Source organism: Pseudidiomarina terrestris, assembly GCF_030466405.1.
Taxonomy (GTDB): Bacteria; Pseudomonadota; Gammaproteobacteria; order Enterobacterales; family Alteromonadaceae; genus Pseudidiomarina; species Pseudidiomarina terrestris.
The window spans coordinates 313,309-326,677 of the sequence record NZ_JAGGJF010000003.1 but is presented as its reverse complement, the minus strand read 5'-3'; the positions used below and the strand labels follow the sequence as shown (position 1 = coordinate 326,677).

The following is a 13,369-nucleotide window of genomic DNA, read 5'->3' as shown; positions in this document are numbered from 1 at the left end:
ATCAGGGTGGTTAAACCACACCCTGATCAATCATCGCATCCGCCACTCGGCGGAAGCCGGCGATATTTGCACCAAGCACCAGATTATCCGGGTCGTCAAACTCTTCGGCGGTGCGTTTCGCATCCCGGTAAATACGCTCCATGATGCATTTCAGTTGCTCATCTACTTCTTCTCGCGTCCAGCGCGTAAGACTGGCGTTTTGCGCCATTTCCAGCTGACTGGTGGCAACACCGCCAGCGTTGGCTGCTTTACCTGGTCCGTAAAGTACGTGTTGCTCCTGAAACAAGTCAATGGCGGCTTGCGTGCAGGGCATATTGGCGCCTTCAACCACCGCCTGGATGCCGTGCTCCACCAGGCATTGTGCATCGCTTTCGTTTATTTCATTTTGGGTTGCGCAAGGAAACGCCAGGTCCGCCTGATAGGTCCAGATTTGCTCACCATGCTCAGGATAATCACTGCGTGGGGTGTAATAGGCTTCGTTATGGGTATCGCAATATTCGCTTAGGCGCGAATTCCTTACTTCTTTGATTTCTTTAACTAAATCTAAATCAATACCGCTTTGATGGTAAATTGTACCACTGGAGTCTGAACAGGCTACCGGTTTAGCGCCCAGCTCATAAAGCTTCTCCATGGTATAAATAGCAACGTTCCCTGAGCCCGAGACCAAGCAGGTTTTACCCGTTAATTGCTCCTCGCGACTCTCTAATAATGATTTTGCAAAATACACACAGCCAAAGCCGGTTGCCTCTTTGCGCAGCGCAGAGCCGCCCCATAAGGTACTTTTGCCAGTTAATACGCCCTCAAAGCGATTCACCAGTCGCTTGTACTGACCAAACATATAACCAATTTCTCGTGTCCCTACACCAATATCACCGGCGGGAACGTCCGTATGAGGACCAATATGCCGATAAAGCTCGGTCATAAAAGACTGGCAAAAGCGCATGATTTCCGCATCGGATTTGCCTTTAGGGTCAAAGTTAGCACCGCCTTTACCACCGCCAATAGGCAAACCGGTCAGGGCGTTTTTGAAAATTTGTTCGAAGCCCAGAAATTTGACAATGCTGGCATTCACGCTGGGATGGAAGCGCAAGCCACCTTTGTAGGGCCCCAACGCAGAATTGAACTCAACCCGATAGCCCTTGTTGACCTGAATTTTGCCGTCGTCGTCAACCCAGGGAACGCGGAACATGATCTGACGTTCAGGTTCAAGTAAACGCTCGATGATCGAGTGTTGGCGATACCTTGGATTTTGTTCCAGTAGCGGCGCCAATGATTCTAGGATCTCTTCAACGGCCTGATAAAATTCAGTCTGTGCCGGACTTGATTGTTTAAGTTGTTCAATACTGTCGTGTATATAGGTCATTCGCCCTCCTTTTGGTCTTGCATACGCGGAGCAGGGGATTTTTGACCACCTTGCAGAAGCATTAATTGGCTGGCGGGTCCCTGTTCTGGCAATTCAAACTCCATGACGATACCAAACTCATCATTAAATAGCACAGAGGGGCTTTCCGCCTGCACCACAAATGCCGACTGTCCGGTGGCTTGGGCAACCATCCCTGCCTCAGTATGACGAATACTGATGACAAAGCCTGGCATCAGCTCATAGTTACCAACAAGACGCTGCACCTGACTATCACTCAGGTTAATGACGCTGCGCTGCGGTGCCTTATCGCTGACTTTCTCCGCATACTCAGGTTCAGTGGTTGCGATTTGATAAAAATTCAAGCCCGTGACCTGCCCGGCTTCGTTGCGCAACGCTTCGAAATAAACCAGTGAGTCCTCCAGCACGAATTGATCATTCCCTACAGCTGCGACCGCCAATTTCCGGCCGCCATCACGCTGACTGTAAAGTACGCCGTCGTTTAAGCTTAAGCTGCGCTGCTCATCGTCGCTAATCTGATAGGTTCCGACCAGCGCTTGCAGCTCACTTGCTGGCAGTTCGATGGTCGGCTTTTCGATAGGAAAAGGTTTGCCAATCACCTGACCTGCCAGACGCAAAGCAACTTCCCCCACGGCAGGCGTATGACCAGCATAGTTACTTAACACCACAACCGAAACCTCCTGCTCCGGCAACCACAGCGCATAGGTATTGAAACCATGGATGCCACCGGAATGACTGATCATTTGTTCGCCACGTAAGGAAGTGACCGAGAGACCATAAGCGTAGTTTTGCAGGCCTTGTGAAGTGTCGATCATGCGGCTGTAGAGCGCGTCGCTAAGTACCTTACCGCCATGCAGCGCGCGTTGCCATTTATCGACGTCAGCAGCAGTTCCCGACAAAGCCCCCGCGGCATGCGGCTGCGTCATACTGATAAAGGGAGCGTTAACCAGCTGCTCTTGCTGCATGTAACCCTCAACCCGGCCGGGCGTAATTTCAGCGGCACTGTAGTACCCTGTTGTGCCTAAGCCTAAGGGTTCAAAAAGCAATTCCTGCATAGCTTCATGCCAGCTCTTGCCGGTCACTTCTTCAATGACCGCCCCTAACACGACATAGGCAGAATTGTTATAACGCCACTGGCTTCCGGGAGTGAACTCCAAAGGCAAATCGCTGGTTAGTGCAATGATTTCTGCGGTGGATAAGTCTGCGCGCATGTCATCGCCGGTCACATAGCCCGGCACATCGGTATAGCTCGGTAAACCCGAGGTGTGATTCAGCAACTGGTGGATAGTAATTTCGGGGACGTGGAAGTTCGGTAAGACATCGCCCACAGGAGCATCCAAAGCGAGCTTGCCCTGTTCAACTAATTTGAGAATGGTTGCTGCCGTATACTGCTTGGTCACTGATGCCAGCCGCAAAATATGGTGTGGCTGCAGCGCTACATCCAGTTCCATATCTGCCATACCGCGAGCGGTTTCAACAATGAGGTCACCCTTTTGTGAAATAACCACAGTCGCCCCGGGCAGCTCATCAGAATAGACTTCGGTCAGTACCTGCTCGACATGCTCAACCAGCGGGTCGACGGTAATTGCCGGTGCCGGAGTTTCTTGAGAATCCGATGCCGGCGAGCACGCGGTTAAACCCGCACAACAAAAAATGATGAAATAAGAAAGAGATGCGCGCATGATTTGCTCCTTTTTGTTTTCATCAATAGTAGACCAAAAAGGCAAATAATAAACGGCTGTGTGGATGGAGTTTTTGCGAGGTTGTCAGTTTCTCATAAAAAACGCCGGTCAAGAGACCGGCGTTTAAGCTTTTTGTCGGGTCGCGTGTTTATACGCGGCGACGTAGCAAACCAAGTAACAGCAGACTCAGCCCCATCCATACCGGGAATGAACCGCTGGTGGTCGCATGGTCAATGTTGGGCATTTCTTCTACCGGTGGCGCAGAGTTGCCGTCATCAACGTCAGCATCACCGCCATCGTTATCACCAGAGTCATTCGCTTCAGTAGTCATGGCGACCACCACTGGATCGTGATCTGAACTACGGTAAGGGTCTTCATTGTAGTAGTTCGCCAGATTCACTTCGCTTTTGTACTCGGTGTTGTAGCTAAAGACCTGTGGCTCATCTGCATTGATGTTCCAGTTGACAGTAGCTACCACTTTGTCATTCAAGCTTGTTGAGGCGAAGGCATGATCAAGCGAACCCGATAGGCCATCGTAGACGTAGGTGTGATTTTCCGCACCCAACGCAGCGAATTGTAAATCAGTGTAGCCTGCATCAATGATTGCCTGTACCGGATCTTCCATGCCATACGCATTGAAGTCACCGACCAGAATCACATCCTCTACATCGCGGCCGGTTGGATCGTTAGCTATCCACTCAAGCACTTTCTCCGCTGCTTGCACACGAGTTGCATTCCAGCATCCCTGACCGTCACCGCTGTCCTTATCGCCTTCCGCTGCGCTGCTGTTACAGCCACCTTTAGAACGGAAATGGTTCACTACCACGGTCACTTCATCTTCGTTGACCAGATCGTGGAAGGTTTGCGCAATCGGCGGGCGGTTACCAAAGTCAAAAGGCACTTCGGTGGTGAATACCGCGGTACCGGTTTCAGCTGCGCGGTCGGTACGGTAAATCAATGCGTTGGTAATGGCGTCGCTACCGACGTACTCTGCATCGCCGAAGCTCACGAAGGCCCACTCAGCATCGCTTTGTGCGTTGACTTCCGCGACCAGTTGAGCGATCGCGCTGGTCTCAGCAAAGCCATCATTCTCAATTTCGTTAAGACCAATGATGTCGGCATTCATGGCCGTAATGGCAGCCACTAATTTCGCCAGTTGACGCTCATACTCAACCAAAGTTCCAGCACCGCGTTCGGTCGGGAAGCCGCCACCGGCGCCGTCACCGTTGAAGAAGTTCTGAACGTTGAACGAAGCAATGCGTAAATCGCCTTCGTCAGTGAGCTGCGGAGCTTCGGTGCGTGGATTCGCATCAATGTATTGCAGCGCTGAAGTCGGTAATAAACGGTACTCACTGAACGAGTAATTAATCACGCCCACCGGATTGGTGATTTCTGTGCCTAAGCGAAGGGTGTTCACTGCACTTAAACCACCTGCAGGGAAAGGTACATCTTCCGCGTTAGTAACGCCGCGGGCATCATCGACCAGAAAGGCATTTAAACGGAAGTTGATAGTGTTATCTTCCGCCGGCGCAGCGACCTGTGTTGGCGTATAGAGCCGATCACGGGCCACCCAGAACTCGCCGTACTGACCCAGAGTCTCCGTGTCAGTCACCACGACCGGATGTTCCAGTTGTACCAGCATGCCTTCAATGGCTTCGAACGCATTCAGCGAGTCAACAGGAACGCTAAAAGAAGCGGGAGTAACACTTTCGCCCGATGCACAAACAGTGATGGCCGTGAGACCGCTAATTTGCGTGGAATCATAATATTCACCGACCGCACCCGCGAGGCGAACCTTGTCGCCAGCAGCCACGGCAGTGTCCCGATGGTAAACGAACACACCTTCTGAGGTCGCTGGATCCGTATCCTGATCCGCATCTTCCTCCTGAATAAAGAAACCGTTCAACGGCCGCTCGCCATCAAGATAAACGGCAGTTACCACAGCTTCGACCACTACCTCTGACTCAAATAACGGGCTTGATAAGCCACTGCCCTGCACTTCTGAAACCAAGGTCGCAGCGTCGCCACAAGCGCCGAATTCAGGCGCCGGCTCAGGCTCAGGTTCCGGTTGCGCGCTACCGAAGCCTAAGTGCTGGCCCAGGTCGCTAATGTCATCGATTGCAAAACTGTTAAATTCATCGCCCGGCGCGTAAACATCGCTTGGATCTGTGTCACCAGACGTGATGGAGTCTTTGCGGCGGATGGTCTGATTCTGCATCGAGACACCATCAGACTCCCAGACTTCATCAACACCAATTTGCCCCATTGAATCAACAACAGCATCTCCGCTGCGTAACACCAGCGCGTCGTTACCATTGTAATAAAGGTTCCCTGTCTTATCTGCGATGGCTTGAATTTCAGCGCTTGCTGAGGGGTGCGCAACAACGTAAATACCATTCGCAGGCAGTGTGCCAACTAATGGCACGGTATTTCCAGCTTCAGTACTGCCGTTCGAATAGATCTCTAACACGTAGGTGCTAAGGTCAATTTCTGTGGCACCAGCATTGAAAAATTCGATAGCTTTATTGTTACTGCTGCCTTCGATATGCTCAGAAATAATAATATCTGCAGACGCCGCACTACTAACCAGTAGTGCAGAAACCGCAAGGGCTAAGTTATGGCGTTTCATAGTCCGTTCTCTTATTGTTGTGTGTTCCACTTGTTGTTTTCGCGGAACACTATAGCGTAAATCCATTAACAATTTAATGACTTTTTATTACAGGTGCATGACAACTTCAGGCTGGAACTCAACCGTTTGGATCCGTATGCTGAAAGCACCCGTCAGAACGACCTTTAAAGAGAATAACGATGGCAAACGACTTTATTGAAATCTATGACAATGCCTTAAGTGCTGACTTCTGCCAGAGCTTTATAGAGACCTTTGACGGCAGCCCTCACCGGCAGCAAGGCCGAACCGGCGGGGGGGTGGATACCAGCAAGAAATTAAGTACTGATCTCTACTTGAATCAGCACCCGGAATATCAGCAACAGCTGCAAACGATTACCGAAGCGACACGGCGCTGCGCACTGGCCTATTTTAAAAAATACCGCTTTGCCTTGATTGCTCCACTAGCACTGCAAGTCCGCCATCCCCGAACTGGAGAACCCGTCGCACTAACCCATGAAAATTTCGATGAAGTCGCCGCAGGAAACGAAGCCGGCTACATGGAACTTTTGTACCGATTAGGCGCGATTCAAGCGCAAAAATATGAACGTGGTCAAGGCAATTATAACTACTGGCACTGCGAGGTATTCCCAGAGCAACACAGCACTGAGGCGCTGCATCGAACCTTATTGTTTATGTTCTACCTGAACGATGTTGAAGTAGGTGGCAGCACTGATTTCTATTATCAGGAACGCAGCATTCAGCCCCGTCAGGGACGCATGGTCATTGCCCCGGGTTACTTTACCCATACCCACCGGGGTACGGTTCCGGTTTCCAACGATAAGTATATTCTCACCAGTTGGATCCTGATGAATTCAGGCCAACAGCTATTCGGGCGATGACAGCACCACAAAGCTCGGATTTTCCATGTGTTTCCCTTATTTTTTTGCCATAATAACGAGCTAAACGTTGTTCCATTCGTACGCGCCAGGAGAATGATTCCATGAAGAATCCGCTGTATATTCCCTATGCAGGCCCGAATCTGTTAGAAACACCATTACTCAATAAAGGTAGTGCATTTACTCGCGAAGAGCGCGCAATGTTTAATTTGACAGGCTTATTGCCGCCGCGCTATGAAACCATCGAGGAGCAAGTGCAGCGCTGTTATATGCAGTACTCGAGTTTCGACACGGCACTGAACAAGCACATCTATCTTCGTGCCATCCAGGACAACAATGAAACCTTATTTTATCGGCTGCTGCAGGATAACCTGGCGGAAATGATGCCGATTATCTACACCCCGACGGTGGGGGATGCGTGCGAGCAATTTTCCGATATTTATCGTAGCTCTCGCGGATTGTTTATCTCGTATGAAGAGCGCGACCAGATTGACGATATCCTCCGAAATGCGACGAAGCGCAAAGTTAAAGTTATCGTGGTCACCGACGGTGAACGCATTCTTGGCCTGGGCGATCAGGGCATTGGCGGCATGGGGATTCCCATCGGCAAACTGAGTCTGTACACCGCCTGCGGCGGCATCAGTCCAGCTTATACCTTGCCGGTATGTCTCGATGTCGGCACCAATAACGAAAAACTCCTTAATGACCCGATGTACATGGGCGCGCGACATAAACGTATTGATCAGGAAAGCTACGACAAGTTTATTGATAAATTTATGCATGCTGTGCGCCGCCGCTGGCCAGAAGCCATGATTCAATTTGAAGACTTTGCACAGCCCAACGCCATGCCGATTTTGCAGCGTTATCGTGACGAGTTCTGCTGTTTTAATGACGATATTCAGGGCACCGCAGCGGTCACCGTCGGTACCTTGCTTGCTGCCTGTAAAGCCAAAGGCGTAGAGCTCAAGGATCAGCGTGTCGCCTTTGTCGGCGCAGGTTCTGCAGGTTGCGGCATCGCCGAGCAAATTATTGCACAAATGGTTGCTGAGGGACTGACCGACAGCGAAGCGCGACAGCGTATCTTTATGGTCGACCGCTTTGGTCTTTTGACCGAGGGGATGGAAGGTCTTCGTGAATTCCAGCAGGCGTTGATGCAGCCTCGCGAGCAGCTCAGCGACTGGCAACACAGTGGCGATTACCCTTCACTGCTGGATGTGATGCATTGTGCGAAACCGACTATCCTTATCGGCGTTTCCGGCCAGCCCGGCCTCTTCACTGAGCAAGTCATCCGGGCCATGCATCAGTACACCAGACAACCCATTATTTTCCCATTGTCGAATCCGTCCCGACAAATTGAAGCACACCCGGCACATGTGATCGAATGGACCGAAGGTGATGCCATCGTGGCCACTGGTAGTCCTTATGAGCCCATTAAGTATAACGGTGGGTTGTATCCCATCGCGCAGTGCAACAACAGTTACATTTTCCCTGGCATAGGCCTGGGTGTGCTTGCTGTTAAGGCTAAAGTTATCACTGATGCGATGCTCATGGCGGCCAGTAATACCCTTGCGGAAGCCTCGCCCAGAGCTTTGAATAAAGACGAGCAACTGCTACCGCCGCTCACACATATTGCTGAGTTGAGTAAGCAAATCGCCTTCGCCGTAGGTAAGACTGCGCAAGCACAGGGTCACGCTCTGGAGATCAGCGATGAGACCTTGCAGCAGCGTATCGACTCGCACTTCTGGTCGCCCGAGTATCGGCACTACAAGCGGGTCAGTATTTAACCCTTCTGAACTGGCGAAAGACGCTGATTCCTTGTATGTTCAAAGACATCATCAACAAGGAGTCAGCGTATGCAAGCTTGCCCACGTCCCGTTCAGTCATTGTGTTTGGTGATGGTCACACTTGCTGGCCTGACGCTCTGCAAGCCTCTGTTCGCGCAACAAAGCGAAACCGATGACGACCCGGATGAGCAAGCGCTTCTCGATGATTTCCGCTCTGGCTTAAAGACTACCGTCGCCAGCACCGCTGCCTGGCTCGACTCTTTTTTCGCCGAAGGCATTGATGCTGACGCGTACAATGATGCCTACGGCAGTTTAACCCTGCGCCCGGAATGGGACGAATACGATGGCTGGAAAGTCGACTCGAGCTTCCGGGCGAAAGTGATTCTGCCCCACGCTGAGCGCAAACTCTCAGCGATTATCGGCCGCGGCGATTTTGATGATTTTATCAACGCTCAACAAACGACCCGGCCGACAGTCATTCGTCGTGATCAGGCCGACGAAGAATGGATGGTAGGGCTTGGTTTTGACCCTGTGGTGCATGCCAACCATAATGTGTCTTTTGGTGCTGGTTTTCGCGGTGGCATCGATTTTGATCCCTATGTGCGCGCCCGCTACCGCTACGAAGGCATTATCAACGAGCGAAGCGAAATTCATTTGCAGACAGTGGGCTTTTGGCGCGACAGTGACGGCTTTGGCATCGCCCAAACCGTAGAGCATGACTTTGCGTTAAGTGAGCGCTGGTTTAACAAGTTCTGGGCGCGCGGCACATTCGCCGAGCGCACCCAAGGTGTTCGCTGGCATGCCTCAGAAAAGCTGTACTACATTTACCATCACGAGAGAGCGGTAGGCGCTGAGCTCTGGTGGTACGGTGAGACTGAGCATCCGGTCCCGATGCAGGACTATGGTTTGCGCGCCTTGCATCGCGCACGCTTTTTACGCGACTGGCTGTATCTGGAAGGCTGGGTCGGCCTGCATTGGCCGCGCGAACAGCTGAATGAACACCGGCGCCCCAGGTGGATAGTTGGTGTCGAGTTCGAACTGTTGTTTGGTCAATAACTTACCACCATTGCAATGCAGCACCGATGCTACGCAAGCCCAAACCAACCGCAATCAGCACGACGATGGCGGCAAACAGGTTTTGCCGTGAGGAGTTGCGGTAGCGGCCCATCATCTTGTGATTGCATGCCCACACCAGAAAGAGAGCCATAATAGGTAACAGCAGTCCGTTGGCAACCTGTGCAAACCAAATCACACTGACCGGACGTAGTCCCAGTGACGCAATCACCACCCCAATCGCTATAATCGCCAGCCAGGTCAGCCGAAACGGCCAGCTACGCAAATCGCCACCGTAACCCAGGATCCCACTTAATGCATACGCCGACGCTAAAGGTGCCGTAAGCGAGGATGACAGCCCTGCCGCAAATAGGCCTATTGCCATCAACCAAGTCGCGCCATCTCCCGCTAAAGGCCGGAGTGAGCCACTCAAATCTGCTGCACCTTCCAAAGTCACTGCCTGGCCAAAAAATGCTGCGGCGGCAGTGGAGACAATAGCGATGGAGATTAACCCACCCAGCGGAATGGATAGCAGCAAATCACCACGTGCTTGGGGTAACTGATCTGGGCTTTTCCATTTTTGCGCGGAGCTGGCTGCATGCAGGAAGAGGTTGTAAGGAACCACAGTGGTACCAATCAGTGCAATCACCGTTAACAGTGAACCTGTCGGCAGGCTGGGAATGAGCAGGCCGCTGAAAAACTCAGACCAATCCGGACGAGCGATGAGAAACGTCGCGATAAAGGCAATACTCATCACCATGACCAGGCTAATAAGCACTCGCTCCAGCAAGCGGTAACTGCCACTCCAAAGTAAGGCTGCGGCCAATACCCCGAGTACCAGTGGCAGCCAGCCGGCATACGTGCCAATGAGATCGGCCATCCCCAGGCTGGCGCCGGTCAGGTTACCGCCCTGATAAACACTATTACCAATGACCACTGCAGCCAATACCAGCGCAATGGAAAACCATTTCAGCAGCGGATTCTGCAGCTGCGAACGGATGGCCTCACCCAGTCCCTGCTGAGTCACAACACCTAAACGTGCCGCCATCTCTTGTAACACCATAGTCGCCAACACTGAAAACACCAGAGCCCACAGCAGCGCATAACCAAAGTTGGCACCGGCAAGACTGGCCGTAACTACTGTACCGGGGCCAATAAAAGCAGCGGCGACAAGGGTGGCCGGGCCAAAACTGAGTTGCTTTAGCTTTGTTATCATTTTTAACTCTCTCTGGTACGGACTGGCAAGATATGCTAAATCAATACCATGAACACAATTTATCAAGCAAGTATCGACACCGAATTAGGCCCCGTCGCTATCTATAGCGATGGCGAAACTCTACAGCAGGTTTCATTTATTGAAAAGCCGGTGAGTGAACCGAGCTGGTGTCCCGTGCTACGCGAAACCGCAAGACAATTAGAAGATTACTTTGCCGGCCGATTGCGGGTCTTCGACCTTCCGTTAAAACCGCGGGGAACAAGCTTTCAGCAAAGCGTCTGGGAGAAGCTGCAGCATATCCCCTACGGCAAGCTAGCAAGCTATGGCGACATTGCCATGGCCATCAATAATCCTAAAGGCGTGCGCGCCGTCGGATTGGCCAACAGCAAAAATCCTATTGGTATTGTCGTACCCTGTCATCGTGTCATTGGTGCCAATGGCACCTTAACGGGCTACGCCGGAGGGCTGGATAAAAAAGCCTGGTTACTCCGTCACGAAGGTTGCTGGCCAGCGCAGGATTAACCTTACTGCTGCTGGTAGTACTGATGCATGGCGGCGGCCTGTTCTGCGACTTTGTCACGTAGTTCTTGTGGAGCCAATACCTCGACCTTGGCGCCGTAACTCAGGATCCAGACGATGAGCTCATCGGTTAACTCGGTTTTTGCCGTCAGTAACAGACGCTCATCTTCACTGTTCAGTTGCTGCGTGCCATTCAGCGGATAGGCTTCCAGCTGTTTTCTGATTTCCGGGGCACAACGCAACTCGATCTGTGCCATCCCAGCCAGGATCTTATCGCCAGCACTGGCAACACGATGAACTTGCGTCGGCGCAAGCAAAGGCAATAGAGGTGCGTCTGGCAGCAGACTCCAACCGTAGGGCTTGCCGCGTTCGTCGGTGGTCAGAGGGAAAACTTCGGAAAGCTCAATTAAATTGCGTTGAATGGTGCGGATACTGACATCAATGCCTTGCTCAATCAGACGTTCACGTAAGGTGTTTACATCGATTTTTTGCGGCTGTCTGGGGATATGACGCAACATCAGTAGATAACGTAGAACCGTTTGCATGGCTGAACTCCTTTTCTGATCCAGTGTCGGCGAATGTAAAGATTAAACTGCGACTGCGACATGCTATGACGCAGCCTGCGATTTTTGTAAATTCGTCGCAAAGTAATTTCATGCCTGACGGGTTACTAAGCAATTTATTCGGAACTCGAGTACACTATAGTGTAGTCAGGAAATCCCGTTCTCTGGAAAAGGCTGCATTGAGGAGTTCACGATGAAACGTTTATTGACTTTAATCATGGCTGGTCTCGTGATGGTGCTTCCGTTTGGCGCTGAAGCACAAAGCCAAAAGGCAGATAAAGGCCAGCAGCAAGCCGACGATGCCAAAGATAAAGCTGAACAGCGCAAACAGGATTTACGCGAAAAAATGAAGGCTGAGCACGAAGCGATGAAGGCCGAGCGTGAAGCCCAACGTGAAGCATTGAAAGCTGATGCCCAAGGGAAGAAGAAAGACGCCAAAGACAAAGACAAAGACAAAAAGAAAAAAGATAATGGCGATCATGATAATGGCGGCAACCGGTAGAACCGCCGCGTAGTACTCGTTGAAGACAGCTCAAATGAAAGATGAAAAAGGTGATTCCTTTGTGGAGTCGCCTTTTTTTTGTGTGACTGATTAAACTTGAGCTACACTTCTACTACTATAAAAACAATAATCGCACTTATGACTAGCCAAGATTCCAGTTTGATCGTTACTCAGCCAACTGATTCAGTCGACGCTGCAAACGAAAAATTAAAGAACAAACAAGATCATCGCTGCAAAAACTGTGACAGCGAACTCTTAGGTGAATTTTGCCATGTCTGCGGTCAGCAAGATCGCCATTACATTCGCAGTGTATTTGCGGTGGTCGCTGACTTGATGGGAGAAATTAGTCACTGGGATTCGCGTTTTTACCGTACCTTGGTCAACCTTTTTACTCGACCAGCTTTTCTTACTCAAGAGTTCGTTCGGGGGCGACACGCATCCTACGTACCACCCTTGCGGCTTTATTTTTTCATCTCACTCATTTCGTTCTTGGTACTCACCAGCTTAATCGACTTTGACGCGATTCGAGCCCCCTCGGAGGAACCCACTCCGGCAGAGCAACAACAAGTTGATGAAACACTCGCTTCCGTTGAAGCGCAACTCAATCGACAAGATATTGTCAGCGCCCCAACAACAACCGAAGAAGTCGTCGAAAAGTTTAGAGTGAGTCTTCCCGGGGCTACTGAAGAGCAAGAACAACAAATCGAAGAAAGAATTCAGGAGTTGGCAAAAGAGCCCAAAATTCTAATTAAGAGGTTGGTTTCATTAGCCCCGCAGATGATGCTTATCATGCTGCCATTTTGGGCCTTATTTCTTAAGCTTATCTACGCTTTTTCTGGGCGCTACTACCTAGAGCACCTCAGTGCTGCGTTACATACGCATGCTTTTTTACTGCTCTCACTCATGTTGCTAACGGTAATTAGTAAAGGCTCTACCTGGGCCACAGAACTTACTGGCTCTCCGCTGATTGAAGATGTTGTGGACTGGGCAGAGAACATATTGCTCGCCTGGATGGTCAGTTATATGTTGTTCACTCAGAAGCTTTTTTATAATCAGGGCTGGCTATTAACTATCCTAAAATTCATGGTCTGCGCTTTAGTTTATGCTGTCTTATTATCCTTTGCTTTTGTTATCATGCTATTTATTGGAATTTTAACCGCTTAAC

The 13,369-nt window shown here is 50.9% G+C and carries 11 protein-coding genes; 6 read left to right on the top strand and 5 right to left on the bottom strand.

The genetic code is table 11. The features are described 5' to 3' along the window. Positions 1 to 10: 10 nt before the first annotated feature. The 3 genes from gdhA to J6J34_RS08325 form a co-directional block, all read right to left on the bottom strand. Positions 11 to 1,363 (bottom strand): NADP-specific glutamate dehydrogenase, encoded by a 1,353-nt coding sequence (gdhA, locus tag J6J34_RS08335; protein WP_301898860.1) that lies wholly within the window; start codon positions 1,361 to 1,363, stop codon positions 11 to 13. Then, positions 1,360 to 3,063: a serine hydrolase domain-containing protein gene (locus J6J34_RS08330; protein WP_301898859.1), complete on the bottom strand. Its 1,704-nt coding sequence runs from the start codon at positions 3,061 to 3,063 to the stop codon at positions 1,360 to 1,362. The genes gdhA and J6J34_RS08330 overlap by 4 nt, the downstream gene beginning before the upstream one ends. A gap of 148 nt (positions 3,064 to 3,211) precedes the next feature. After that, positions 3,212 to 5,692, bottom strand: a complete 2,481-nt coding sequence (locus J6J34_RS08325; protein WP_301898858.1) for an ExeM/NucH family extracellular endonuclease — start codon at positions 5,690 to 5,692, stop codon at positions 3,212 to 3,214. Between the two features lie 179 nt (positions 5,693 to 5,871). Here J6J34_RS08325 and J6J34_RS08320 point away from each other — a divergent pair, with 179 nt between their 5' ends. From J6J34_RS08320 to J6J34_RS08310, 3 genes are all read left to right on the top strand, one after another. Further along, complete coding sequence (locus J6J34_RS08320; RefSeq protein WP_301898857.1) at positions 5,872 to 6,570, top strand: 2OG-Fe(II) oxygenase; 699 nt, start codon at positions 5,872 to 5,874, stop codon at positions 6,568 to 6,570. Positions 6,571 to 6,671: 101 nt separating this feature from the next. Beyond that, positions 6,672 to 8,351, top strand: coding sequence for an NAD-dependent malic enzyme (locus tag J6J34_RS08315; protein WP_301835375.1), 1,680 nt, complete (start codon positions 6,672 to 6,674; stop codon positions 8,349 to 8,351). A gap of 69 nt (positions 8,352 to 8,420) precedes the next feature. Beyond that, positions 8,421 to 9,407 carry a hypothetical protein gene (locus J6J34_RS08310; protein WP_301721191.1) on the top strand — a complete coding sequence of 329 codons (987 nt, stop codon included), beginning with the start codon at positions 8,421 to 8,423 and terminating at the stop codon, positions 9,405 to 9,407. Position 9,408: 1 nt separating this feature from the next. Here J6J34_RS08310 and J6J34_RS08305 read toward each other — a convergent pair whose 3' ends face one another. Next, complete coding sequence (locus J6J34_RS08305) at positions 9,409 to 10,620, bottom strand: Nramp family divalent metal transporter (protein WP_301898856.1); 1,212 nt, start codon at positions 10,618 to 10,620, stop codon at positions 9,409 to 9,411. Between the two features lie 57 nt (positions 10,621 to 10,677). Between J6J34_RS08305 and J6J34_RS08300 the strand changes: the two genes are divergently transcribed. Continuing rightward, positions 10,678 to 11,142 (top strand): methylated-DNA--[protein]-cysteine S-methyltransferase, encoded by a 465-nt coding sequence (locus tag J6J34_RS08300; RefSeq protein ID WP_301721366.1) that lies wholly within the window; start codon positions 10,678 to 10,680, stop codon positions 11,140 to 11,142. A gap of 2 nt (positions 11,143 to 11,144) precedes the next feature. On the opposite strand, the gene J6J34_RS08295 is transcribed toward J6J34_RS08300, so the two are convergent. Beyond that, positions 11,145 to 11,684: a WYL domain-containing protein gene (locus J6J34_RS08295; RefSeq protein WP_301721193.1), complete on the bottom strand. Its 540-nt coding sequence runs from the start codon at positions 11,682 to 11,684 to the stop codon at positions 11,145 to 11,147. Between the two features lie 211 nt (positions 11,685 to 11,895). Between J6J34_RS08295 and J6J34_RS08290 the strand changes: the two genes are divergently transcribed. Both J6J34_RS08290 and J6J34_RS08285 read left to right on the top strand, forming a co-directional pair. Next, positions 11,896 to 12,204 carry a hypothetical protein gene (locus J6J34_RS08290; RefSeq protein ID WP_301898855.1) on the top strand — a complete coding sequence of 103 codons (309 nt, stop codon included), beginning with the start codon at positions 11,896 to 11,898 and terminating at the stop codon, positions 12,202 to 12,204. Between the two features lie 138 nt (positions 12,205 to 12,342). Then, positions 12,343 to 13,368 (top strand): DUF3667 domain-containing protein, encoded by a 1,026-nt coding sequence (locus J6J34_RS08285; RefSeq protein WP_301898854.1) that lies wholly within the window; start codon positions 12,343 to 12,345, stop codon positions 13,366 to 13,368. Position 13,369 lies beyond the last annotated feature (1 nt).

What these genes read in the sequence shown, in the direction of transcription:
- gdhA (WP_301898860.1), bottom strand. Translation starts at nt 1,363, where the DNA reads ATGACCTATATACACGACAGTATTGAACAACTTAAACAATCAAGTCCG.
- J6J34_RS08330 (WP_301898859.1), bottom strand. Translation starts at nt 3,063, where the DNA reads ATGCGCGCATCTCTTTCTTATTTCATCATTTTTTGTTGTGCGGGTTTA.
- J6J34_RS08325 (WP_301898858.1), bottom strand. Translation starts at nt 5,692, where the DNA reads ATGAAACGCCATAACTTAGCCCTTGCGGTTTCTGCACTACTGGTTAGT.
- J6J34_RS08320 (WP_301898857.1), top strand. Translation starts at nt 5,872, where the DNA reads ATGGCAAACGACTTTATTGAAATCTATGACAATGCCTTAAGTGCTGAC.
- J6J34_RS08315 (WP_301835375.1), top strand. Translation starts at nt 6,672, where the DNA reads ATGAAGAATCCGCTGTATATTCCCTATGCAGGCCCGAATCTGTTAGAA.
- J6J34_RS08310 (WP_301721191.1), top strand. Translation starts at nt 8,421, where the DNA reads ATGCAAGCTTGCCCACGTCCCGTTCAGTCATTGTGTTTGGTGATGGTC.
- J6J34_RS08305 (WP_301898856.1), bottom strand. Translation starts at nt 10,620, where the DNA reads ATGATAACAAAGCTAAAGCAACTCAGTTTTGGCCCGGCCACCCTTGTC.
- J6J34_RS08295 (WP_301721193.1), bottom strand. Translation starts at nt 11,684, where the DNA reads ATGCAAACGGTTCTACGTTATCTACTGATGTTGCGTCATATCCCCAGA.
- J6J34_RS08290 (WP_301898855.1), top strand. Translation starts at nt 11,896, where the DNA reads ATGAAACGTTTATTGACTTTAATCATGGCTGGTCTCGTGATGGTGCTT.
- J6J34_RS08285 (WP_301898854.1), top strand. Translation starts at nt 12,343, where the DNA reads ATGACTAGCCAAGATTCCAGTTTGATCGTTACTCAGCCAACTGATTCA.